General features: G+C 57.9%; 14 protein-coding genes and 1 pseudogene. 10 read left to right on the forward strand and 5 right to left on the reverse strand.

Annotated elements, in window-relative coordinates; translation table 11 throughout:
• Positions 1-268: 268 nt before the first annotated feature.
• The 10 genes from DW189_RS06765 (at position 269) to DW189_RS06810 (ending at position 18,594) form a co-directional block, all read left to right on the forward strand.
• A complete protein-coding gene (locus DW189_RS06765; RefSeq protein ID WP_117507258.1) occupies positions 269-1,147 on the forward strand; it encodes a helix-turn-helix domain-containing protein in 879 nt (292 codons plus the stop codon).
• Between the two features lie 189 nt (positions 1,148-1,336).
• Complete coding sequence (locus DW189_RS06770) at positions 1,337-2,347, forward strand: hypothetical protein (RefSeq protein WP_141417798.1); 1,011 nt, start codon at positions 1,337-1,339, stop codon at positions 2,345-2,347.
• 13 nt (positions 2,348-2,360) lie between these two features.
• The gene (locus DW189_RS06775) at positions 2,361-3,632 is read left to right on the forward strand and encodes a glycoside hydrolase family 26 protein (protein WP_117507260.1); all 1,272 of its coding nucleotides are present in this window, start codon (positions 2,361-2,363) and stop codon (positions 3,630-3,632) included.
• 35 nt (positions 3,633-3,667) lie between these two features.
• Positions 3,668-6,952, forward strand: a complete 3,285-nt coding sequence (locus DW189_RS06780; protein WP_117507261.1) for a SusC/RagA family TonB-linked outer membrane protein — start codon at positions 3,668-3,670, stop codon at positions 6,950-6,952.
• A 13-nt stretch (positions 6,953-6,965) separates the two neighbouring features.
• Positions 6,966-8,807, forward strand: a complete 1,842-nt coding sequence (locus tag DW189_RS06785; RefSeq protein ID WP_022332712.1) for a RagB/SusD family nutrient uptake outer membrane protein — start codon at positions 6,966-6,968, stop codon at positions 8,805-8,807.
• Positions 8,808-8,843: 36 nt separating this feature from the next.
• Positions 8,844-11,720: a SusC/RagA family TonB-linked outer membrane protein gene (locus DW189_RS06790; RefSeq protein WP_022332711.1), complete on the forward strand. Its 2,877-nt coding sequence runs from the start codon at positions 8,844-8,846 to the stop codon at positions 11,718-11,720.
• Between the two features lie 19 nt (positions 11,721-11,739).
• Positions 11,740-13,410 (forward strand): RagB/SusD family nutrient uptake outer membrane protein, encoded by a 1,671-nt coding sequence (locus DW189_RS06795; protein ID WP_117507262.1) that lies wholly within the window; start codon positions 11,740-11,742, stop codon positions 13,408-13,410.
• A gap of 27 nt (positions 13,411-13,437) precedes the next feature.
• The gene (locus DW189_RS06800; RefSeq protein WP_117507263.1) at positions 13,438-13,992 is read left to right on the forward strand and encodes a DUF1735 domain-containing protein; all 555 of its coding nucleotides are present in this window, start codon (positions 13,438-13,440) and stop codon (positions 13,990-13,992) included.
• A gap of 71 nt (positions 13,993-14,063) precedes the next feature.
• Entirely contained in the window at positions 14,064-15,728 is a 1,665-nt protein-coding gene (locus DW189_RS06805) for a cellulase family glycosylhydrolase (RefSeq protein ID WP_117507264.1), read from the forward strand.
• A 7-nt stretch (positions 15,729-15,735) separates the two neighbouring features.
• The gene (locus tag DW189_RS06810) at positions 15,736-18,594 is read left to right on the forward strand and encodes a glycoside hydrolase family 2 protein (RefSeq protein WP_232045705.1); all 2,859 of its coding nucleotides are present in this window, start codon (positions 15,736-15,738) and stop codon (positions 18,592-18,594) included.
• A 184-nt stretch (positions 18,595-18,778) separates the two neighbouring features.
• Here the strand turns inward: DW189_RS06810 and DW189_RS06815 are convergent, their stop codons facing one another.
• From DW189_RS06815 to DW189_RS14755, 5 genes and pseudogenes are all read right to left on the reverse strand, one after another.
• Positions 18,779-19,990, reverse strand: a complete 1,212-nt coding sequence (locus DW189_RS06815) for an AGE family epimerase/isomerase (RefSeq protein WP_022332706.1) — start codon at positions 19,988-19,990, stop codon at positions 18,779-18,781.
• 2 nt (positions 19,991-19,992) lie between these two features.
• Entirely contained in the window at positions 19,993-21,411 is a 1,419-nt protein-coding gene (locus tag DW189_RS06820) for an MFS transporter (RefSeq protein ID WP_117507266.1), read from the reverse strand.
• A gap of 1 nt (position 21,412) precedes the next feature.
• On the reverse strand, positions 21,413-22,579 hold the full coding sequence (locus DW189_RS06825; RefSeq protein WP_022332704.1) for a glycosidase related protein: 1,167 nt from the start codon (positions 22,577-22,579) through the stop codon (positions 21,413-21,415).
• A gap of 27 nt (positions 22,580-22,606) precedes the next feature.
• A complete protein-coding gene (locus tag DW189_RS14750) occupies positions 22,607-23,692 on the reverse strand; it encodes a glycoside hydrolase family 26 protein (RefSeq protein ID WP_409012329.1) in 1,086 nt (361 codons plus the stop codon).
• Positions 23,693-23,695: 3 nt separating this feature from the next.
• Positions 23,696-24,949: pseudogene (locus DW189_RS14755) on the reverse strand (glycoside hydrolase 5 family protein); the annotation flags it as partial.
• Positions 24,950-25,081: the final 132 nt, after the last annotated feature.

Raw genomic sequence — 25,081 nt, forward strand, 5'->3', positions numbered from 1 at the left:
ACGGATCGGCCGGTTTTCAAAATTACATATTAAGAATACTATTTTCTTGTACTATTTTAATTGAATATAATCTTATTTTGCGGTTTCTGGATTGCCGGACGGCTTGCGTCGTTAAAAAAAGAGAGTTGCATTAGATTATGAATTAATGAATTATGAATTCATGACCGGTTTTATATATAATACATAGGTGTTGGTAAATTTAGTGTTTTTTTGCGAATTGTGAGAATTATTTAATTTTGTAACCGGAACCCTCTTAAAAGTCCGACATATGGAAATACTGCGCGAGAGCACACCGCTCACCGACAACGACTGTTTCATGATTTTTTCGCGGAAGAAGAGCTGCTTCGACTTCCCCCTCCACACGCACAAGGAGATGGAACTCAATCTGGTAATCAATGCCGCGGGAGCTTCGCGCGTAATCGGCAACCATGTGGGGACGATCGGGGATATGGAACTGGTGCTGGTGAGCGGCGATACGCCCCATGCCTGGTTTACGGATCGCTGCAAATCGGAGGAAATCCATGAAATAACGCTCCAGTTCAGTCCTGATTTGCTCGATGACAAGTTCCTGAACCGCAATCCGATGGGAGCGCTCAAACAGCTTTTCGATGAGGCCCGCCGGGGCGTGCTTTTTTCCCGCGAGACGACCGAGTTGCTCGCTCCCCGCATCCGTGAATTGTACGAACAGGGGTCGTCGGGCGGCATGAAGCCCGTGCTGGACATGCTGATGATTCTCAACAGCCTCTCCCTTTGCCAGGAGCGCCGCCTGCTTTCGGACACGACCTTTATCCAGAAGAAAATGAAGTCCCACTCAGCACGCCTGGAGACGGTTTTCGCCTATATGAACCAGAATTTCAACCGGCAGATCTCCCTCTCCGAAGTCGCGTCCGTGGTCAGCATGTCCGACGTGGCATTCAGCCGTTTCATCAAGAAAGTCACCGGGCAGAGCTTCGTCGATACGCTGACCGAGATCCGCCTGGGGCACGTGGCGCGCATGCTGATAGACACCGATATGACCATCGCCGAGATCGCTTACTGCTGCGGATTCAACAACATGGCTAACTTCAACCGCATTTTCAAACGCAAGAAAGGCATGCCGCCTCATAAGTTCCGTATCTTGTTCATTCCGAAAAAGATTTACGTCTGATACCGTCGGGCCCGGAAATGTTCCGTTAAGGTGCTATATGCATCGGATTTGGTTAAAAACGTATTAAACGGGCGTGTGGGTTTTGTATAAATTTGCATTAGTGAATGGTGCGACCTTTTTCCGGCGGAATCCGACTGCCGGAGCGGTTCGCGGCCGGACATGGCAAACTAACCTAACAACCAAAATCCTATGCAAAAATCTATCCTTCTTTTCCTGTGTGCCGTGTCGGGGACTCTTCTTGCCGGATGCTACGAAAACGATTCGTCCGGCCCCGATATGGTCGATCCCTGGTTACGCGAACGTACGCCGTTGGGCTTTCGCGTGGAGAGCCAGGTCGGGGAAGCGGTCATTACCGACGACTGGCGCCACGACGAAACCGGTACGATCCGTTTCCAACTGGTCACGGGCGGAATAGCCGACATGACTAAAGTCAAAGTCGAAGAAATCACCTTGCAATACAATGCGAAGGCCTCGGTTCAGGCCGGCTCGACGATCGATTTGAGCTCGGGTTCCTGCGACATCGTGGTGACGGCCGAAACGGGTGAAACCCGAACCTATACGGTCTCCTACGACCCCTTCGTGGAGCCCTTCGAAGGGGTTTACGACATGGACTACGACGTCAATAACCATGACGAATCGCAGTATGAGAACGGCAACGCCTTCGCCCTGTGGTTTTTCGGCGGCAGCAACGACGGATGCTACTGCCAGTCGCTGATGTGGAAACACTGGAACTGGAACGGCGGTTACAAGCCGATGGTCGAGGATGACAACGTGTTGACCATCACGCTTACGAGCGTCGATTCGCAGACGGGCGACACCTACGGCACCTGTTACAACGATGCCGGCCCCGATGGCAAATATGCCGATTTCAAATGGAATTCGAACGGGGGCCATGACCTGAAAAAATTCTACCGCTGCATTCCCGAAGGGGAGAGCACGTGGCGGAAAGACGGAAAGACGGGGCTGGTTACCTTCACGGCCTCCGACGGCACGGCCCATACGGCGACTTTCTACAGCGAGCCCACGACATTGACCTACGAGCAGAGCGGAAAGTCCTTCTCTTGTCAGATCATGAACCAGGGCCTGGAGTTTCCCGTTGCCGGAACCCCCATGCCGGGTTGGTCGGACTATTCGGATTTCGACAAGTATGTGCAGAATCCGCAGCGGTTCATCGTAAAGATGAAAAAGCGCCAGCAGTAACCCGGGGATCGCCATGAACCGCTTATTCCTGTTGTTTGCAAAGGCATTCTGCTGCATTGCCTTGTGCTGTATTGTTCCCGTCTCGTGCGGCGGCGGAGACGTCGAAATTCCGCCCCCTCCCTCCACGGCTCCGGGCGGGGGCGATGATAATCCCGATGACGATGAACCGAAGCCCGATCCCAATCCCGATCCGGACGAACCGACCCGGCTGAAAATCGTCGACCCGCAGGCGACGGATCAGACCAAAGCACTCTATTCGAACCTGTGGGCGGTCGCTTCCAGGGGATTCATGTTCGGACACCACGACGATCTGTGGTACGGCCGTTACTGGTACGATGTGCCGGGCGGTTCGGATACTAGGGCTGTTTGCGGGGACTATCCTGCTGTCTTCAGCGTCGATCTGGCGCCTATCATGGACAATCGCTCCGACTATGAGAGCGACCGGAAGGAGAATGCCATCCGCCGGCGTGTCATGCTTGAAGCCTACGGCCGCGGCGAGGTAATCGTTGCCTGCTGCCACCTGAACAATCCGCTCACGGGCGGGGATTCGTGGGACAACGGCAACACGGGTGTCGTTCGGGCGATTCTCGATCCGCAAAGCCCTCAGCATGCCCTTTACCAGCAATGGCTCGACCGGCTGGCAGACTTTGCGCTCAATCTCAAAGGTGCCGACGGGAATTTGGTTCCCTTTATTTTCCGCCCTTATCACGAACACACCCAGGAGTGGCCCTGGTGGGGTTCGAAATGCACGACCGAGCAGGAGTTCATTGATTTCTGGCGGATGACCGTGCGATACCTCCGCGATACCAGGGGGGTGCACAATCTCATCTATGCGATCTCACCCCAGATGGACTCGGAATATTCCGATGCGCGGGGACGTCTGTCGTTCCGCTGGCCGGGCGACGAATGGGTTGACTTCATCGGTATGGATTGCTACCACGGGCTCAACACGGCGGCCTTTACTTCGAACCTGAAGGCGTTGACGCAATTTTCCCGTGAAAAGTTGAAGCCCTGCGGCGTCACCGAAACGGGTCAGGAATCCTTCACTAAGGCCGATTACTGGACACAATGTATCCTTGCCCCGCTGACTACCCAACGTGTTTCGATGGTGGTCATGTGGCGTAACAAGTATGTCTCCGACGAATCCGATAAACATTATTACTCGGTCTATCCGGGGCATGTATCGGAGGCGGATTTCAAGATTATGTACGACCGTCCTCGATCCTTGTTCAGCTCCGATCTCCCTGCGATGTACCGGCAGGCCGAGGGGGTCGTCGTCGAATGATATCAAACTGCAAAACCTAAAACAACTTTAATCTTATGGTAAAATTCTTCAAAACGTCCCTGCTGTACGGTTTGCTGATTGTCCTGAGCAGTGCCCTTCCGCAATGGGCGGCGGCGCAGTCCCGGGTTGTCTCCGGAACCGTAAAAGATGAGAAGGGAACCGGTTTGCCGGGAGTTACGATCATCGTGAAGGGTACCGCGGGCGGTACTACGTCGATGGCCGACGGCCAGTATTCGGTCAAGGTGTCGACCGGGGATGAGCTCGAATTTTCATTTATCGGCTACGCATCCCAAACGGTCAGAATCGGCGCGCAAAGCGTGGTGGACATTACCTTGCAGGAGCAGTCGCTTCTTGCGGAAGAGGTGGTGGTTACGGCTTATGCTGTCCAGAAAAAGGTGAATGTCACGGGTTCGATTTCCCAGGTGAAGGGTACGGATCTGGTGGCCACGCCCGTGGCGAACATCTCCAATGCGCTGATCGGCAACACGCCCGGTGTAAGCGGGCTGCAGACTTCGGGCGAACCGGGGCATAACGCTGCGAACATCCGCATCCGGGGTATCTCGACCTACGGATCGGCCAGCCCGCTCATCGTCATCGACGGCGTGGAGCAACCTTCCGAGCAGGCCATGTCCGAGCTCAATGCGATGGACGCCAATGAAATCCAGGGTATCAGTGTCCTCAAGGATGCGTCTTCGACTGCCGTTTACGGTATCCGCGGTGCCAACGGTGTGATTATCGTCACTACGCGACGCGGCAACACGGGAGCCCCGACAGTGAATTTTTCGATGAACTACGGCTTTACGCGGGCTTCGAATTTCCAGAAGGGCACCTCTTCCTATGAGTATGCCCTGCTGCGCAACGAAGCCATCCGCAACGAGCAGCGCAGCTTCGCAGGAACGGAGAGCCTTTCAACCTACATTTTCGACGATTACGATCTCTGGAAGTTCAAGAACAACCGCGATTATACGCCCGTAGAGGTCGATGCCAAGACAAACCTTTCGGCCGAAAAACGGGAGCTGCTCAAGAAGCAACCCGCACTTTACTATGCCAACCGCGACCTGTATAAGGAGATGTTCGACCGCAATGCCCCTCAGATGCAGGTCAACCTCAACGTGGCGGGCGGCACACAGCGCGTAAAGTATTTCGTATCGTTCGGCTATTTCTCGCAGGCCGGCATCACGCGGGACGTGCACTACCATGACGCCAATACGGGTTCGAAGTTCAACCGCTATAATTTCCGGTCGAATTTCGACATCTCGGTGGCCAAGAACTGGAAGATCTCGATCAATACGGCGGGGCAGTTCGGTGAAACGCAGGGACTGGGCAGCGGAAGCGACCCCTATGACCTGTCGTCGCGTTACAAAAGCATCATGCAGTATATTTACGAGGGCAACCCCTTCATCTCTCCGGGTATGATCGACGGCCGCCTGGTAAACGGGTTTGCCGGCACGGCGGGTTCCGAACAGAATCCCCTGGCCGTGAAGACGGGCAGCCAGCTCGGTTCGCAGAACGCTATCGTAAGCCTGCTGACGGCTGGGACGAACAGTATTTTCAACTCGTTGCTCGACAATACCATCAAGTTGGAACATACGATGGACTACCTGCTGGATGGCCTGCGTATCTACGGCACGGTCAATTACCAGGACAACTACAACCGTATCGTCAAATATAAACCCTCGATCCCGACCTACTCGGTGCAGCGCAATCCCAATGACCCGACCGTGCTCGATTTCTTCGGCGGCGGCATGGGTGCCGGTTCCTTCGAGTCGTGGGGATACAGCAACTGGAACAAGCTTTACCTCGATGCGGGCATCGACTGGCATGGCAGTTTCAACGGGCATAATGTTTCCGGGCTGGTGCTCGCCAAGGCTTCCCGCTATACCATGCCGGGCGATTCGTACAATGTGGCTTCGGGCGTCATGGGCTTCGTGGGTCGTGTGACCTACAACTATAAGGATCGTTACATGGCCGAGGTCAACGTAGGTTATAACGGAACCGAACAGTTTGCCAGGGGACGCCGTTTCGGCTGGTTCCCGGCCTATTCGATCGGTTGGGTTCCCTCTTCGGAAAAATTCTTCCCCGAGAACGACATTCTGACGTTCCTCAAAATCCGCGCGTCGTATGGCGAGGTCGGTAACGACCAGTTGGGAGGCAATCGGCGGTTCTACTACCTGCCGAATACTTATAACCTCAATCAGGGCGGCTACTGGCTGGGCAACTCCGACGGTTCGTCGCAGAATCCCTATTGGGTCGGCGCTACGGAAGGGGTGATCGGCAATCCCGACATTACCTGGGAGCGGGCCAAGAAATACGACGTGGGTATCGAGGCGCGGTTCTTCCGCAATCGCCTCTCGCTGGTGGCTGACTGGTTCCGCGAAGACCGCCGCAACATCCTCACCACGCTGGGAACCATTCCGATCATCTACGGCGTAAGTTCCGACAAGGTTCCCCCGGTAAATGTCGGTATTACCAAAAACCAAGGCTATGAACTCCTCCTTTCGTGGGAAGACCAGATCGGCAACTGGCGTTATTCGCTCAGCGGCGACGTGAGCTATTCGCGCAACAAGATCGTCTACAAGGCCGAAGCCGAGAACCCCTATCCCTGGATGAACCAGACCGGATTCTCGATCGGACAACGCTTCGGACTGGTCAGCGACGGCTTTTTCAATACCAACGAGGAGCTTGCCAATCGTCCCTACAATACCTATACGGCCAACCGGGCTACGCTGGGAGACATCCGTTACGTAGACCTCAACGGCGACGGCCTGATCGACAATAAGGACATCGCGCCGATCGGTTATCCCAACTATCCCGAGTACCATTTCAACGTCAAAGCGTCGGTCGGGTGGAAAGGCTTCGACCTGCGCGTGCTCTTCATCGGTACGGCCAACGGCTCCTATTACCTGAACAGCGGCTACACGATGCCGTTCTTCAAGCGGGCGGGCAACGCCTGGAAATGGATGTACGACGGCCGTTGGACTGCCGAGCGTTATGCTGCCGGCAAGAAGATCACCTTCCCGCGGATGACGTTCGATACGACGAGCAGCGACAACAATTACCTGACGAGCGATTTCTGGATGAAGTCGAGCAATTTCTTCAAGATCAAGAATATCGAATTGGGCTATACGTTCGATATGACGCGCGGCCGGCTGGCTCGCAGCCGTATCCGTGCCTTGCGCGTCTACTTCAATGCCAACAATGTCTATACATTCAAGAACGAACTGACGGATATTGGCATCGACCCCGAAACTACCGACGGAAGCACCTATATCTATCCGCTGACGAGCGTTTTCAGCTTCGGTATAAACCTGAAATTCTAATCCGCACCGAACTATGAAAAAGATAATCGTTACTTTACTGATATCGGCATCGCTGGGCCTTTCCGCCTGCCAGGATACCTTCCTGCAGATGCCGGACACGACCGGAACGGTCGACCTGAACGAGGTTTACGGGTCGGCTAAAAATGCCAAGAGTGCCCTGATGACCTGTTACCGCGAAGCCCTGATCCACGGTCTTCCCGGCGGTTGGGGCGTCGGTCACGGCACCTTGGGAGCCATCAGCGGCGAGATTTCGCGCGGCTATTCGTGGCACGGAACCTATACGATCTCCCAGTCGGGGCTCGACGTGAACGGGACGGACGGCTCGGATGCCGGCTCCGACCACTTCGGTAACAACTGGGCGTATATCCGCCACTGCTTCACCGTGCGGGAGAATATCGACCGGGTTCCCGACATGAGTGACCAGGAGAAGAATTACGTCAAGGCCGAAGCTACGGCGCTGGTGGCCTACCGTTACATGGGCATGTTTTACCGCTACGGGGGCCTTCCCATCGTCCGCGGGTCGTTTTCTAATCCTGCCGACCCGGGGGTTTTCGCCGGCCGGGCATCGCTCCAAGAGACGCTGGAGTATATTCTCGAACTATGCCAGCAGGCCTACGACGGGCTTCCCGAAGGCGACTGGGGTGCTGCCGACCAGGGGCGGATGACGCGCGGCGCCGTGCTGGCCATCAAGGCCCGTACGCTGCTGTTCGCAGCCCGGCCGCTTTTCAACTCGGCGACTCCCTACCTGAGCGGAGGACATGACGACCTGGTGTGTTTCGGCTCAAAGTCGGACGACCGTTGGCAGGATGCCATCGAGGCCAACGAGGCCGTGCTGACCTGGGCTGCCGCCAATAACTACGCCCTGCTCAATACCGGCGGTGCCGGTGAGGGCAACCCTAACCCCAAGGCCTTCGAAGACTATGCTACGGCAACTTCGACGCCTGCCAACCGGGAGGTGCTGCTGGCCTACAAATGCGACGAGACCGGTCAGTGGACGTGGCCCGGAAGCGCCATCTTCTACTACAATAACTACTCTCCGGTTTGGACGAACAACCGTTGGGATACCGATGTGAGCGGTGTATTGACCAACTTTCTGAAGCTCTATTACAAAGCCGACGGATCGGAATTCACGAACTGGCCTGGTGTGAACGAAGCCGCTCCGCGGGATGCTTCGGAGTGGATTCAGAATATCGGGGACATCGAGCCGCGCGCCAAGGCCGATAATATGTTCGTAGGCTTCGACGCCTTCAATAACCCGGGCCATTCGAGCTGGTCGGCCAACAACTGGGGCCGTCAGGTGTCGAATGCCGGCAAGAAGACCAATTTCCCGGCCGCCATCGAGGCCGGTAAGGGGTGCGCCGCGCCGGTCAAATTTTACTATAAGGCTGGAACGCGCGTCTGGTTCGAGTTCCCGCTCTTCCGCCTGGCAGAAACTTACCTCAACCTTGCCGAAGCCTATAATGAGAAGGGCATTGCCGCCAAGGCGCTCGAGAATCTGAACAAGGTGCATAACCGGGCAGGCCTGCCGAAGGTCACCGAGACCGACCAGGATGCCCTGCGCAAGATTATCCGCCGGGAGCGTGCCATCGAGCTGTACCGCGAGAACAACCGGTATTATGATGTCAAGCACTGGAAGGACGAGAATATCGGTAACGGTATCATCGGTGGCAACATGCACGAGTTGCAGTTCAAGATCAAGGAGAGCCATTCGGGCAGCTTCAACCTCGCTTCTGGCCTCGAATCATACTGGGATGCAGTGGTTTACACCTCGTACTGGAATCCGAAAATGTATCTCGAACCCATTCCGCAGTCGGAGATCAATAAAGGCACGCTGGTGCAGAACCCCGGCTACTAATTTCCGCAGGTTTTTCCGCTAAAAACAAATACGATTATGAATAAATTCATCATTATACCATTGCTTCTTACGGGAGTCGTTTCGCTGACCGCCGCAACGGCCGCCGGGACGATCCAGGAGCCGGCGCCTGCCGATTCGGCTTACGCGGCGGAGCCTGCGGTTCCGGGGGCATTCTTCGGGACATCCCAGGCTCGCACGACGGGGGCCGTTTCGACCGTCGACGGGGTTTCCCTCGGCAAGACGACCGCACCCAACCTGACCAACAGTTTTGCCGGGCAGTTTTCGGGTCTGACACTTTTTCAGGGGTCGGGCGAGCCGGGTAACGATACGGCCAGCTGGCTGATCCGCGGTATCGGGTCGTATGGTAATGCCGGTTACAATACGGCTAAAATCTTTGTCGACGGCTTCGAAGTGAATGCCAGCTATATTGCCTACCTCTCGCCGGCGGAGGTCGAACGCGTGTCGATCCTCAAGGACGGTGCTGCGTTGTCCGTTTTCGGCGAACGGGGTGCCAACGGCGTGATTTGGATTGAAACCAAACGCGGCAGGATTGCCCCGGCAACCGTCAGTGCCTCGGTGCGTTTCGGGCTTCAGCAGGCCACGACCCTCGCCAAGCCGCTCGATTCGTACGGTTATGCGTCGCTTTACAACCAGGCCGTCAGCAACGACCAGGGGCGTTGGTCGCCTGCCTATAACGACGAGCAACTGGAGGCTTACCGGAATGGGACGGGTACCGATGTCGATTGGTACGACGAGGCATTGCGCAATGCCGGTTATACCATCGACGGCGATGTCTCCTTTCGCGGCGGTACCGAGGTCGCCCGCTACAACGTGATGTTGGATTACCTCAATCAGCAGGGTCTTTACGATGTGAAGAACAGCGATTCCCGGTCGAACCGTACCTACGAGCGCTACAATCTGCGTGCGAACCTCGACTTTACGATCTTCAAGTTCATCGAGGCGCGTGTCGACCTGGGCGGGCGGATCGAGCGTGGCAAGCGGCCCAATATCGCGACCGACGACCTGTTCTATAACATGGCACGCTATCCCTCGAACATTTACGAGATATGGGACGATGCCGAGCGGACGCACTATTCCGGAACTTCGGTCTACAACAGCAATCCCGTGGCGTCGCTCAATGCCCTGGGGTGGCGCCAGACCCAGTCGCGCGTATTGCAGGGCAATTTCCAACTGGTCGAGAAACTCGATTTCATCACCGAGGGGCTCTACCTGCGCGAAGCCTTCTCGTTTAACACCTATACCAAGAGCGGCTATTCGAAGACCCGTAACTACGCCCGCTATCACAACGGCGAGCGTACTACCACCGACGAAGATACATCGCTGCAGGCCAGCGGCTACGGCTCGGACGGCATGGAGGACTGGAAGCAGGGCCAGATTTCGCTGGGCTACAACCGTACGTTCGGCCGCCACGCCCTCGACGGTGCCGTGAATTTCCACATATCGGGCTATAACGGCGACGGCTATTTTTCCTATAAGTACCACTATGCGAATCTCAACGGCCGCATCAATTACAGCTATGACGACCGCTATGTCGCCGAGTTCGGGTTCTCCTATTTTGGTAACGATGCCTATGCCAAAGGCAACCAGTGGGCGTTCTACCCTTCTGTTTCCGCAGCTTGGGTGCTTTCCAACGAGGCTTTCCTGAAGGATTCCAAGGTCGTCGACCTGCTTAAGCTGCGTCTTTCGTACGGCCGTAGCGGCTTCGCCGATTCGGGTGCTACCGGCGTATTGTCGAACTACTCTTCCAATGGACGCTATCTGTTCAAGGACTATTACACCAATTCCTATGTCGGCTCCTTTTACATGGGCTCCGGCGAAGGAGTCTGGCAGAGTTCGCTGGTGCACATGTTCCTTGCGAACGCCGGCGTGCATGCCGAAAAAAGCAGCAAGTACAACGTCGGTATCGACGCCGAACTTTTCGGGAAACTGCATCTGTCGGCCGATGCCTTCATCGATAAACGCACTGACATCCTGACCCTCGATAATTCGATGATGGGCTATTACGGCAAAAATTATTATTTCGACAACATCGGCAAGATGACCAACAAAGGGGTCGAGCTCTCCGCCGTGTGGAACGACCAGCGCGCCAACTGGGGATACAGCATCAACGGGTCGGTGTCGTTTAACCGCAACAAAATCGATTACATGGCCGAGGTGGCCCCGGCGTACAGCTACAACGCCCAGACGGGTCGTCCGTACGGGACGCTGATCGGGTTGGTCGCCGACGGTTTTTACGATGTGGACGATTTCAATGCCGACGGTTCGCTCAAGGCCGACCTGCCGCAGCCGATGTTCGGCGCGGTGCAGCCGGGTGACATCAAGTACCGCGACCTGGATCGGAGCGGTTTTGTCGACCAGAACGACGTGACCAAGGTCGGCAAATCGCCCTATCCGGAGTGGACGTACTCGCTCGGTGCCGCCTTCAACTACCGGGGTTTCGATTTCAGCTTCCTGTTGCAGGGTATCGCCGGCGCATCGTTCAATCTGCTCGACAATGCGGTACAAACCCGGGCCTTCGTTGACAACGGCAATGTTTACCCCATCGCCCGCGGTGCCTGGGCCTACTATCCCGAACAAGGGATAGATACCCGGGCCACGGCGACCTATCCGCGCCTGACTACCCAAAGCAACGAAAACAACTACCAGCTGAGTTCGTTTTGGGTGAAGAGCCGTAACTTCATGCGCGTGCGCAATATCGAGGTGGGTTATAACTTCAGGCACCACGCCAAATTCCGCGCGGCGGGTATCTCCAACTTCCGGATCTACCTGAATGTAACCAACCCGTTTACCGTCAGCAAACTGATGTCGGATTACGACCTGGATCCCGAGTTGCTCTCCTACCGTTATCCGGTGCTTAAGTCCTATAACATCGGTGTAAGCCTTACTTTCTAATTAAACTATCGAAGCCATTATGAAATTCAGACTCATATCCAAGACGTTCCTGCTGTCGGCTGCTGTCGCGGCCGGTGCCGGATGCAGCGATTTCCTCGACACCAGTCTCGACCAGAACGAAACGGGGGAGTCGATCGAGACGACACTCGGTACGTTGTGGAAATTCGGCAATGCTTTCTACACCCCGATTGCTTCCGGTTATACTACGCTCGACTCCAATCTTTTCGCAGCGGCGACCGACGAGGCACAGCAAACCAAAGTGCAGTGCAATGCCAGCTATTTCAACAAGGGGGTCATCAACGCCAACCTCAACCCGATTTCGAATCTTTATACCGACTGCTACGAAGGGATCCGTGCCGCCAATTTTTTCCTTGACTACACAGCCAACGGCAAAGGCGAGTACATGGTGGGCATGAACCGCGATACGATCAACGACCGCCCCAACTATGAACGGGACTTGGCCTCGCTGCACTGGTACCAGGCCGAAGCGCACATCGCACGGGCTTATTACTATGCCGAACTGATCAAGCAGTACGGCGGCGTTCCCATCGTCGAGAGCCAGTATGCCGCGAACAAGTTCATCCCGCGTTCCTCCTACGACCAGGTAGTCGAGTACATTGTCAAGGAGATCGATGACCATAAGGGAAAACTGGCTGTCGACTGGGCGAGTTTCTCCGAGCGCAACGGCCGCTTTACGCTGGGCGCCGCGCTGGCCATCAAGGCGCGTGTGCTGCTCTATGCCGCCTCGCCGCTCCACAATCCCGACAACGATGTCGAGAAGTGGAAAAAAGCCGCCGCGGCTGCCTACGATATTATCAGCAACCCGGATTTGAACTACTCCCTCGACAGCGATTACGGGGCTTATTTCCAAGGTAACCGCAGCCTTTCCAGCCCGGAAACCATCTATGTCGTACGCCGCGAACAGTCCAATGCGATGGAGAGCAACAACTATCCGATCGCTACGCCGGGCGGTGCGTCGGGCGTGACGCCGACGCAGAACTTGGTCGAGGCCTATGAGTGGGTCGGCGATCCCGTTGCCGGGGATCCCTATGCCAACCGCGACCCGCGTCTGGCGGCAAGCGTCGTGACCAACGGCAGCACCTGGAACGGTCATGTGATCGACCAGTCACCGGGCGGTAGGCACGACATGTCCGCCCCGAATGCAAGCAAGACGGGATATTACCTTAAAAAGTTTTTGACCGACAACCTCGACCTGACGCAGGGCGCCAAGGTGCAGCATAACTGGGTGTCCTACCGCTATGCCGAGGTGCTGCTCAACTATGCCGAAGCGATGAATGAGGCCTATGGCCCCGACCAGGCTCCCGGCGACTATGCGCTCACGGCGCTCGATGCCCTGCAACTGGTGCGCGACCGTGCCAGTCTGCAGCTTCCGATTGTCACGGCGGCGACCCGCGACGAATTCCGCGAGGCCGTTAAGCACGAACGCCGCATCGAACTGGCCTTCGAGGATCATCGTTACTGGGATCTGCTGCGGTGGAAGGATGCGATGGAGGTACTCAACAAACCCGTCCGCGGTGTGAAGGTAACGAAAACAGGAGAAGGCAAGTGGTCGTATACGCAGACCGAAGTGGCTACGCGCACTTTCCTCGAACGCAACTATTATATGCCTTTCACCCGTTCCGAGGTTGAAAATTCGAATCATACTCTCGAACAGAACCCCGGTTATTAGTTCCGGGATGCAAAAGAACAATGAATTATGAAAAACAAGTTGATCCTGCTCATCGCATTTCTTTGCACATGTGCCTTTGCAGCCTGCGAGGGCGACGGCGACGCCGATTACGGATTCGGTAAAGTATATATGCCCCAGGCCGTTTCGACCGGCGGCCTGAACAACTCCTATGCCGTACCTTCGGGCGGTGGTGACTATACCTACAATTTCCGTGTTGAAAACGGTACGGTTCGAATAATCCTGGGTGTCATACGCTCGGGAAAGCTCTCCGATAAGAAAGGGTATACCGTCGATGTCTACACTTCTGCGGAGGACACGGCGGCCGCCGTGTCCGCATTCGGCGGCGAAGCCATGCCCGAGGGACTTTATTCGCTGCCTTCGACGGTCGTGGTGCCAGACGGGAAAACCGGTGGGACATTCTACCTCGATATTCCCGTGCTGGCGATTTCGAGGAGCGAATACGCCGGCAAGAAACTGGTGCTTTCCGTCGGAATCCGGAATCCGTCGGCATACGAACTTTCCGATGCGGCGACCAAAACCGCCGTTATCGTGAATATCGATGCCCTGAAGGCCTTGCTCTAAACATCTTAACCTGTGAGAACGATATGCCTCTTGTCGGAGAGGCATATCGTTTCTCAAAATCATGACGACCTATGAAAAAAGCCATTCTGATCCTCTTTGTACTCCTCTCCGCGGCCGGGATACGGGCGCAGATCCGTTCCGTGGAATGCACTGCGCCCAGGCCCGGCCTTTACGAGCGTACCGATTTCACGATCCGCTTGACGGCCCGTTACGACAATGCCTATCTGCAGGAGCAGGTTGCTCTCGACATGCTGATTACCACGCCTTCGGGCGCCGAACGGATGCTGCCTTGTTACTGGGTCGAGGGGGCGTCGGGTGCCGAGTCGCGCTGGGAAGCCCGTTTCACGCCTCAGGAAGAGGGACGCTATGCCTGCCGCTTCCGCCTGAGCGAACAGGGCCGTGAAACCTCCCGCTCGAAAACCGTACACCTCGATGTCGGCCCTGCCGCGGATTCCCGGGGTATTCTGCATGTGCGCGATTACTGGACGTTGGTTTACGACGACGGAACGCCGTTCCGGGGTGTTGCTGAAAACATCTGCTGGGAATCGCGTGCCAACGACGATTCGCGCTTTTTCAAGGCCCTGCACGAACAGCACGACAAATATAACTACGACTACATGCTGCCGCTCTTCGCCCGCAACGGCGGTAATTTTATTCGCGTTTGGATGTGCGGGTTCAATTTCCCGATCGACCAGCAAGACCATTTCAACAACATACGCTACGAGGCATCCGATGCATACTATAATCCCAGCGCCATCGCCCGTCTCGACCATTTCGTCGGGCTTTGCGAACGGCTGGGGATACACGCGATGCTCTGCATGGGACAGGGTGCCGTGCATGCCGACCGGGCGTTTTTCACCGGGGAGCCGCAGGCCCGCCGCTACATGAACCGCCTGCGCTATATCGTCGCACGCTGGGGTTACAGTCCGGCGATCGGTATGTGGGAGTTCTTCAACGAGATCGACAACATCCAGTTCCGCGATGCGAAGAACCCGATCCCGGCCGAAGAGATCGTCGCCTGGCATGCCCGCATGGCCAGGTACCTGAAAAGTATCGACCCTTACGGACACCCCGTCACCACGTCGATTTCCCACCGGGATCTCGAAGGGCTCAATTCGGTGCCCGGGATCGACGTCAACCAGAAGCATATCTATTGCAATACGGGCATTATTCCGGCCGAGATACTCCGCTATGAAAACCGTTTCGGCAAACCCTACGTTATCGGCGAGTTCGGCTATGAGTGGGACTGGTCGAAGAACTTCGATGATTTTGGCGCGGATATGGATCGCGATTTCCGCCGGGGACTTTGGTACGGCATTTTCTCGCCCACGCCTCTGACGCCGATGAGCTGGTGGTGGGAGTATTTCGAGAACCGCGGTATGATGGCCTATTTCAGGGGAGTGCGGCAAATATCCGACCGGATGCTCGCCGACGGCAAGGGCTCTTTTGAACAGATGACCGTAGCGTGCAACCCGGCAGAAGCAATGGGCATCCGGTGTGGCGACGTGGTCTATGTTTACCTTTATAACAATTCTGCCGAGCACATCAGGGAGGCAGGACTCACCGTCAATCTGGGCTGTAATGGCAGCTATGCGGTCGAAGCGTTCGATCCCGCGACGTGCATTAGCACGGCGCAGGGCAACCTTCCGACCCCGGGGCGTTTCGTACTCGAAAAAATCACGCTCGCGCCATATGCCGAGCGGATCTACATCTTTACTCCCGAATCCGTTAAATGACCGGTTTATGCGTCTTAAAACAATTGCCATGATGCTGACGCTGGGCATCGCTGCGGGCGGGGAGGCCCCGGCCCAGCAGGCTGCGCCCCTCAATCCTACCAATTTCGGGCTCGTGAGCCCGCAGCCGCAGTCCGAATTGCCGCACTCCGCGACACCGCCCCAACAGGCCGTGCGTAAACCGAAGCGACCTGCCCAAGCCCGTCTGGTGCCGTCCGGCGCGGATTCGTGGGTGCTCTCCGACGGCTGGGAACTGGCCCAAACGGATCGGTTGGTCGGAAGCGACGGTTCGCTTTTCGATTCCGCCTACGATACTTCGGCCTGGTACAATGCCGTCGTTCCCGGAACGGTGCTGACTTCGCTGGTCGAAGCGGGCGTTTACCCCGACCCCTATTACGGGCTCAACAACCTCTCCATCCCCGATAGCCTCTGCCGCACGGAGTGGTGGTACCGGATACGTTTCCCACAGCCGCGGGACGTCGCGGGACACCGTGTCTGGCTGCGTTTCGATGGAATCAACTACCGCGCCGACGTGTGGCTGAACGGCCGGAAGGCAGGTACGGTCGATGGGGCGTTTACCCGGGGCGTGTTCGATGTGACCGGGTTTTTCTCGGCCGAAAACGTCCTTGCCGTGAAGATCCGCCCGCCGCACAACCCGGGGATTCCCCACGAGCAGTCGAAAGCCGCGGGGCGGGGCCCCAACGGAGGACAGTTGTGCCTCGACGGGCCGACTTTCATCAGTTCCGAAGGCTGGGACTGGATTCCCGGCATCCGCGACCGTAATATCGGCATCTGGCAGGATGTGACGCTCGAATTTACAGGCGATGTGACGCTTGCCGACCCGCAGGTAATCACCGACCTGCCGTTGCCCGATACGTCGTATGCCGACCTGACGATCCGTGCAGAGGTTACGAACCACGCTGACGAACCATGCCGGGCGGTGCTGCGCGGCACTTTGGACGGCGGTATCGGTTTCTCGCTGCCGGTCGATCTCGCTGCCGGGGAGACCCGCACGGTGAACTGCACGCCGGCCGAGTGCCCGGCCCTGCGGATTGAGGAGCCCCGCCTGTGGTGGCCCAACGGCTACGGGCCGCAGGAACTCTATACGTTGCAGTTGGCGGTCGAGCAGGACGGAGTCCGTTCCGATGCGGAGCAGGTTCGTTTCGGCATCCGGGAACTTACCTATGAGTTGAGCGTGGATACGCCTTCCGGGGAGGAGTTGCGCATCGACTTCGCCCCGACGAACGACCTGTGCGGTGGTGAAATGCCTTTCGACAGCTTCCATCGCCGTTCGGCGGGTGACGGGGTCGTTGTCCCGGCCCTGAAGGCGGGGGTCGATGTTTCGCGCTTGCGCCGCATCGAAAAAGACGGTGCCGCGCCGTTTCTGGTACTTCGGTGCAACGGGGTGCGGATCTTCTGCCGCGGCGGTAACTGGGGCATGGACGACGGGATGAAACGGGTTTCGCGCGAACGGCTCGAACCCGCTTTCCGCCTCCACCGCGAGGAGGGTTTCAACATGGTGCGCAACTGGACGGGCGAATCGACCGAGGAGCTTTTCTATACGCTTTGCGACGAATACGGTTTGCTGGTGTGGAACGACTTTTGGCTCTCGACCGAGGGATATAACCAGAATGTCAACGATGAGGAGTTATTCATGGCCAATGCCCGTGAGACGGTGCGTCGCTTCCGCAACCATCCGTCGCTGGCCGTGTGGTGTCCGCGCAACGAAGGCTATGCTACCCCGACGCTCGAACCGCGGTTGGCCGCGCTGATAGCCCGGGAGGACGGCACACGCTTTTACAGTCCCAATTCCCGCTATATGAACCTGCGCACGAGCGGCCCGTGGCATTACCTGGCCGATGAGTCGGAATATTTCCTCCGCCATGCCTTCGGGTTCTCCACCGAGTTGGGAACTCCGTCGGTGCCGACCGCCGAGTCGATGCGCAAGTTCATTCCCGAGGCGGACAGGTGGCCTATCAGCGATACGTGGTACTACCATGACCTGCATTTCGGGCTGCCGGAGTACTGCGGGGCTGTCGATGCACTCTACGGGAAGGCCGAATCGCTCGATGATTTCTGCCGCAAGGTACAGCTGATCAACTATGATAGCCACCGGGCCATGCTCGAGGCGTGGAACAGCCGTATGTGGAACTCCACTTCGGGCGTGCTGCTGTGGATGAGCCATCCTGCATGGCCCAGCCTCGAATGGCAGACCTATTCGTGGGATTTCGAGACCCACGGCTCCTTCTACGGCTGCCGCAAGGCCTGCGAATCGCTGCACGTGCAGATGAACCCTCATGACGGACAGGTGTTGGTTGTCAATACGACCCGCGACGCCCTTACGCACGGCCGGGTGATTGCGACATACTACACACCGGCCGGAAAACGCCTCGGCCGGCAGCGTGTTGTGCTGGAGGAAATTGCCGCCAATGCCGTGACGCCGGCCATGTCGGCCGCCCTACCCGAGAACCGGGACTGCTACATGGTGCGGCTCGAACTGTATGTCGGTGGCAGGCGGGTTAGCGTGAACGATTACCTGCGCAGTCCCGGCCGGGATTTCACGGCGTTGAACCGGTTGGCACAGGTTCGGCTCCGGGCGCGCCGCGTAGCGCGGCAGGACGACGGACGTGCCACGACGGTGCGATTTGAAGTGTCGAATCCCTCGGCCACAACCGCCCTTGCGGTGAAATTCAACGTCCGCGACGGGCGGACGGGCGAAGCGATCCTCCCGGCCTATATTTCCGAAGGGTATATCCATTTGCTTCCGGGTGAAAAACGGACGGTCGAAGCCGAATACGTTTCATGCGGCGGAGCCGTTCTTTCGGCCGAGGGTTATAATCTGGAACGGCATACATTGTTGGAACTCTGAATACCGCAAATGCGAAAGGAGCCGTGAAACTGATGTTTCACGGCTCCTTTTTTGTGTCTGCCTGTCGCTCCGAACCGAAGGTCGGGGATGCTTGCGGAGCAGCCGGCGTGCCGTAAGGCGGAGAAGTCCGGTCGTGCCCCCGGCTACATGAGAAAACTCCCTCGGGCACTGCAAAGCCCTGTTTTTATCGTGCGGAAGAGGTTTCGTTGTCCGGAATATGCGCGGCGATCTCCATGCACATGCGGCCGTTGTGATAGGGGCATTTCCAGAATCCGGCCTTGTCGTCCGTTCGGTTGACGCTGCCGTCGGGGAGAATGCTCCACCACCATTCGCCTCCCGTGCGGTCGATGAGGTGTGTCTTGATGTAATCCCATGTTTTCAGGGCGGGCTCCAGGGCCTCCTTGCGGCCGTGGAGCCGGTAGAGATAGAAAAGCCCGATGACGCACTCCGCCTGCACCCACCAATGACGTTCGAGATTCCGGGTGCCGTCGGGGTGCCGTTCGTAAATCATGCTCCAGTCACCCATATAGCCTTCGAGGGCCGCATTGGCGATGGCGTAGCAGCTGGTGCGGGTGCGCTCGTACAATGCTTCGTCGCCGAGCGTCGCTGCGGTTTCGAGCAGCAGCCACGAAGCCTCGATGTCGTGGCCGTAGGAGAAGCAACCGGCGCTTTTCAACTGCCATCGGTCGTCGAAAAATAGTCCCAAGTGGCCGTTTTGCGGCTGCACGATCCGCGAGAGGAAGATTTCCAGCAGGTTGCGGGTCTGCCTGCGCAGCCCCTCGTCGGGCCAGATGCGGAGCAGGTTGGTATAGGCCTCCAGGATGTGGAGGTGGGTATTCATCGTCTTTTTCTCGTTGGCGTCCTTGTCGCTCAGGCGCACGTCGTCGATCGGTGACCAGTCGCGGGCCGCCGCCTCTTCATAGCCGTTGTTAACGGCGTCGTAGGAGTGCTCTTCGATAGCCCGGAAGAGTCCGATTGCCTCCCGAAGCGCCCGCTCGTCGCCTGTCGCCCGGGCGTATTCGCTCAGTCCGTAGATGGCGAACCCGAGGGCGTAAAATTGTTTTTTCGTGTCTGCAGGGTTGCCCGCAGCGTCCACCGACCAGTAGACGCCGCCGTAGGTTTTGTCGAGGAATTTGTCGAGCAGGTAGTCCCGTGCGGCTGTGGCTGTTGCCAGGTATTGCTCGCAACCCGATGTCCGGTAGGCTGCCGAGAAAGTCCACAGGATGCGGCCGCAAAGGATTGCACTCCGCCCGGCGTTGGCTATCAGTTCGCCCGTTCCGGTCATGCGGCCGAAAAATCCTCCTCCCGGGTCAACCATTTGCCGCGCCCAGAACGGGAGGATATTATTGCGGAGCTCTTCGGTGAGCTCGCGCTTGAATTGTTGTTCGCGGTTCATGTTCATTTGTTTGCGGCCCTGCGCAGGGCCAGTTTTTCTCCGATTTCGCTTATGCGGGTTTCGTTGAGCGGATAGATTGCAACCAGCAGCACGGCCAGCGCGCACCCTGCCGCCGGCAGCCAGCTCATCAGCATCCGCAGTCCGAAGATTGCCTCGCCGTTCTGCACCGCGGCGCCCGAGGTGTCGTATCCGTAGGAAGCCAGCAGCCAGAGGATCAGTGCACTGCCGAATGCGCCGCCGAATTTCTGGGCCATCGACGACGACGAGAATATCAGCCCCGTCGAACCGTGGCCGTGCTTCAGCTCCGAATAGTCCGCCACGTCGGCATACATGCTCCAGAGTAACGGGAAGGTGATGCCGGCTGCGGCTGAAATCACGATTTGCAGTACGACCATCGCCCAGCATCCGGCAACGGTGGCCGGCATGAAAAAGAAGACGATGCTCAACAGGCCCGATACGGCCATGGCCCAGATGTAGGTCATCCGCTTACCGATGCGCAGCGAGATGGGTACGGCCAGTACGACCCCGAGCATGTTGGCGATTTCGCCGATGGCGAGGAACGCTCCGCAGGAGAGTATCATACTGCCGCCCAACAGGTTGTCCTCCCCGATGAAATCCTTGAAGTAATAAGCTGCCGCCCCGCCGCGGATCGAGTTGAAGAGCAGCGCGGCCACCGCCACGCCCAGCAGTATCCACCACGGCCCGTTGCCGGCGAGCGATTTCATGTCGGACAGAATCGACTGTCCGCCCGCAGACGGGCTTTCGACCGGGGCGACGCGTTCGCGCGTCAGGCGGAAGCAGAGCAGGAAAAGCAGCGCGCAGATTGTCCCGACGACGATCATGGCCGCCTGCCATCCGTCGGCCTGCGCGGCGACGGCCCGCGCGGCGTCCATGTCCCCGGTGTCGGGGGTGAAGAGGTCGCACAGGGGTTCGAAAATCGCCAGTGCCAGGAAGCTGCCCCCGTAGGCGAAAAACATCCGGTAGGAGGAGAATACCGTCCGTTCGCGCGAATCGTCGGTCACCACGCCCAGCATCGCCCCATAGGGGACGTTGATGGCGGTGTAGACGGTCATCATCAGCAAGTAGGTGGCGTAGGCCCATATCAGTTTGGCCGAATAGCTCCACGTGGGTGTCGTAAAGGTGAGGATGCCGGCCACGGCGAAAGGAACGGCGACCCAGAGCAGGTAAGGTCGATAACGTCCCCAGCGGGAAGTCGTACGGTCGGCGATCAGGCCCATGACGGGATCGGATACCGCGTCCCAGAGTTTGGTGACGAGCAACAGTACGGCGGCATGTTCCAGGCTCAACCCGAAAATGTTGGAGTAGAAAAACGGAAGATAATAGGAGAATATTTTCCAGAACATGCTCGACGACATGTCGCCCAGCCCGTACCCGATTTTTTCCGACCGTGCAGCTGCCATTTTAGCGTTTGAGGTTTTTGTCGATGAGTTTTTTGAGCGTTTCGACGCTGTGCCCGGTCGTAAACCCGTCGGCAGGCGTGTGCAGGCAGTAGTCGACCAGCTGCCCGACGGTCGAGGTCGCTACATGCATGCGGGTATCGCACGAGGCGTAATAGATGCAGACCCGTCCGTCGGGATCGGCGATCCAGCCGTTCGAGAAAAGCACGTTCGACACATCGCCCGTGCGTTCTTCGCCGAGGGGGCCGAGCAGCATGCCCGCGGGCTCGGCCAGGGGTATCCAGGGGCGTTCGAGCTCGGTCATGTAGAGGTAGAGCACATAGCGCAGCCCCGCGGCGCAGGTTCGTACGCCGTGTGCCAGGTGCAGCCATCCCCGGGGTGTTTTGATCGGATGGGGGCCTTCGCCGTTTTTCGTCTCTTTGATCGTATGGTAGTAACGCCGGTTGATGATCGACTCGCCCGTGACTTGGGCGTGCGTGATGTCGTCGATGAGCGCCCAGCCGATGCCGCCGCCGTTGCCCGTGTCGATAAACCCGTCCTGCGGCCGGGTGTAGAGGGCATATTTCCCGTCCACGAATTCCGGGTGTAGAACCACGTTGCGCTGCTGGCTGGAGCTTTTCAGGTCGGGGAGCCGCTCCCAGTCCACCAGATTTTTCGTGCGTGCGATGCCAGCCGCTGCAACGGCGGACGACAGGTCGCCCGGAGCCGCTGCCGGGTCTTTCCGTTCGACGCAGAAAATCCCGTAGATCCAGCCGTCCTCGTGTGCCGTCAGACGCATGTCGTAAATGTTGGTTGCCGGTTCCCCGTATTCGGGCATGGTGACGGGATAGTCCCGGAAACGGAAATTGTCGATGCCGTTAGGCGACTCCGCCACGGCGAAAAACGATTTGCGGTCGGCACCTTCCACGCGAACCACCAGGAGGTATTTGCCGCCGAATTTGATGGCTCCCGAGTTCATCACGGCATTTATCCCTATCCGTTCCATGCAGTAGGGATTGGTCGCAGGGTCGAGGTCGTAGCGCCAGAAAAGCGGCGTGTGCGCTGCCGTGAGTATCGGATGGCGGTATCGGGTGAAGATACCGTTGTAGGCATCGGTTGGCATATTTTTGCGTGTCAGGAGCTGCTCGTGCTGCAACTGCAACCGGTGCATCGTTTCCTCAAAGTTGGTCATTGTCGAAAATTGAGTCTATATTGTTTGTTATTGAAAGGCGTTGGCTGCATCGGCCGCGAATAACGTCCGTGGCGAAGCATAGAACCGGTTGAAGTCGGCCTGCGAGACCTGTCCGGGATAGGGTGCGTAAAAATGCCCGGGTTTTAGCGTCTGTAAGGCATTCCTCCATACCAGTACGTATGCGGGACGCTGCTCCCCGATGCCCTGCATCAGTACCCCCGTCCACCAGTCGGCACGCGGAATACCCTCCATGCCGGTTTCCGATACGGCATAGGGTTTCCGGTGGTCTCGGGCGATCTGATCCATGATCCCGAGCGATGCCCCGAGCCGCGTGACGAATGCCCCGGCATCGCTGCTGTGGTAGGCATCCAGCCCCAGTATGTCGACCCATGCATCCCCCGGATAACGCTCGAGGTATTCCAGTCCTGTGACGCACGGGTTGGGCGAATAGACGGTGAGCATACGTACGCCCCTGTCGCGCATGCGTTCGACGGTCATTTTCCAAAGTGCTTCGTATTCGGCGGCCGAACAGAGCCGTTGTCCCCACCAGAACCAGCTCCCGGTGTGCTCGTGCCAGGGACGAAACAACACCGGAACGGTCGTGCCGTCGTTCGTGGACAGGGAGTTGAGAAAATCGGCCGCAAGATCCACCCATCCGAGGAATTTCGCATGGTTTCTGCCGCCCGGCAGTACCGAACGTACGGTGCCGGGGTCGCTCACATCCCATGCGTCGCCGCCTGTTAACGGGTTGCGGGGATGCCAGCTGACGGTCGTCAGCCCGCCGCGTTCGTATTGCCGGACAATTTCGCGGCGCATCGTGTCGAAGGGTACGCCGTCGAGATTATGCCCCGTCCCGAGCTCGATTTCCCCGAGGTCGCAGCCCAGCACGGCCGGATAATCCCCACAGCATGCCTTCACGTCGCAACAGCCGGGCCGGTAGGCCCAGTCGCAGCCGTAAAAGGGGAAGTCCTGCTGCCCGAACAACAGCCGGTTCCGGGCGGATGTTTCCCGCAGGAGCCGGAGCAGGGCCGCCGGGGTTCCGTTGCCGGGTGTCGCCGTAAGCGCTTGTGCATGGAGGCCCAGCGTGCGATTTGCCGCCGTGATCTCCCGCAAGGTAGTATGGTCGTTGTCGAAGACCGAATTAAGCCCCTGCTCTTCCTGTGCCGGGTCGCCGCAGTAATCGTCGCCGGCTTGCCAGCTGAGGTGTACGGGGCGTGCCGCGCCGCCCCAGCCCCAGAAATTGCATCCTGCCACGATGTCGCCGGCCGCTGCACTGCGTATGACCTGCTCGAAGATATGGCGGTAGTAGGCGTCGCGGGCCGTCGTAGGAGAGCCGGGCTCGAAGGCGAAGCTGTCGCGCGGGTAGCCGAACTCCTCGATGACGAGCGGTTTGCCCAGCTCCCGTGCGATTTCCGCATGGCGGCGGATGTATTCGGTCGTTTTTTCGCAGGCCACCGTGAGGTCTCCCCCGACATTTTCCTGGCTGATCCACCGCCAGTTGTAGGGCCAGATGTGTATGTTGGCGTAGTCGATCTCCGGCAGGGCGTGGATGCGCCGCCATAGCCCGATGTCCCCTTCGCATCCCATTTCCCCTTCGCTGCCGGTCGAAACCATGTGGTTGGGGTCGAGTTGCTTGATGAGTTTCGCCGTGCGGGCGACCCAGGCGAAGAAGCGTTCCTTGTTGTCATCCGAGAAGGCCCGCGGCTCGTTGGCGATCTGCCAGGAGAAGATGGCCGGGTCTTCCCGGTAGGGGCGTCCCGTATAACGGTTCGTACGGGTGACGATATGGCGTATGTGTTTTTCCAACAGTATTTTACAGCTGTCGGTGGCCTCTGCTTCGTGGAACTGCCGCACGTAAGCCATGAAGGTGTCCCATCCGGTTAGTCCCGGAACGGGATAGGTGCCCCGGCCGCTCCATTCGAGGTACTGGCTGTATCCGCCGCTCCATTCCCAGGCATTGGTGAGGTAGAGCACCGCCTGCATGTCCCGCTTTCCCAGTTCGGACATCAGGAAATCCAGCCCGTCGAGTGCGCGGTCATCGTAAACTCCGGGTGCGGTTTGCAGGATCGGTTCGACTTTCGATATGACTCCCGTGTTGCCTTCCGACCCGACCAGGACACGCAGGTTGCCGATACCCGATGCCTTCAGCCTGTCGAGTTCGCGGCACAGGCGGTCACGGTCGCGCCCCGGCCCTTCGGTGGCCAGCAGAGCCCCGTACCAGAAGTTGGCTCCGACGAAATAGCCTGAATTGGCGCTTCCGCCGACGAAACGTCCGTTTTCCACACGGATGAACTGGGGCTGGGGCTTGTCCTGACATCCGGACAAGCTTAGCGTAAGGGCTCCGAGCAGCGGCGTAAGCAGGTGTTTCATGGATTCGGGTTTAGTCGGTTTTCAGTTATGCAAATATACGAACGGAGGCGACTGTGAAAAGAGTAGTATTTTAACAGATATTTATACTTTTTTGTTTTTTATGTAACTTCCGGGGTTGCTTCCCGGTAGTGC

Source organism: Alistipes sp. AM16-43 (assembly GCF_003435745.1).
Taxonomy (GTDB): domain Bacteria; phylum Bacteroidota; class Bacteroidia; order Bacteroidales; family Rikenellaceae; genus Alistipes; species Alistipes onderdonkii.

Coding starts and splice junctions, on each gene's coding strand:
- DW189_RS06765 (WP_117507258.1), top strand. CDS start 269: ATGGAAATACTGCGCGAGAGCACACCGCTCACCGACAACGACTGTTTC.
- DW189_RS06770 (WP_141417798.1), top strand. CDS start 1,337: ATGCAAAAATCTATCCTTCTTTTCCTGTGTGCCGTGTCGGGGACTCTT.
- DW189_RS06775 (WP_117507260.1), top strand. CDS start 2,361: ATGAACCGCTTATTCCTGTTGTTTGCAAAGGCATTCTGCTGCATTGCC.
- DW189_RS06780 (WP_117507261.1), top strand. CDS start 3,668: ATGGTAAAATTCTTCAAAACGTCCCTGCTGTACGGTTTGCTGATTGTC.
- DW189_RS06785 (WP_022332712.1), top strand. CDS start 6,966: ATGAAAAAGATAATCGTTACTTTACTGATATCGGCATCGCTGGGCCTT.
- DW189_RS06790 (WP_022332711.1), top strand. CDS start 8,844: ATGAATAAATTCATCATTATACCATTGCTTCTTACGGGAGTCGTTTCG.
- DW189_RS06795 (WP_117507262.1), top strand. CDS start 11,740: ATGAAATTCAGACTCATATCCAAGACGTTCCTGCTGTCGGCTGCTGTC.
- DW189_RS06800 (WP_117507263.1), top strand. CDS start 13,438: ATGAAAAACAAGTTGATCCTGCTCATCGCATTTCTTTGCACATGTGCC.
- DW189_RS06805 (WP_117507264.1), top strand. CDS start 14,064: ATGAAAAAAGCCATTCTGATCCTCTTTGTACTCCTCTCCGCGGCCGGG.
- DW189_RS06810 (WP_232045705.1), top strand. CDS start 15,736: ATGCGTCTTAAAACAATTGCCATGATGCTGACGCTGGGCATCGCTGCG.
- DW189_RS06815 (WP_022332706.1), bottom strand. CDS start 19,990: ATGAACCGCGAACAACAATTCAAGCGCGAGCTCACCGAAGAGCTCCGC.
- DW189_RS06820 (WP_117507266.1), bottom strand. CDS start 21,411: ATGGCAGCTGCACGGTCGGAAAAAATCGGGTACGGGCTGGGCGACATG.
- DW189_RS06825 (WP_022332704.1), bottom strand. CDS start 22,579: ATGACCAACTTTGAGGAAACGATGCACCGGTTGCAGTTGCAGCACGAG.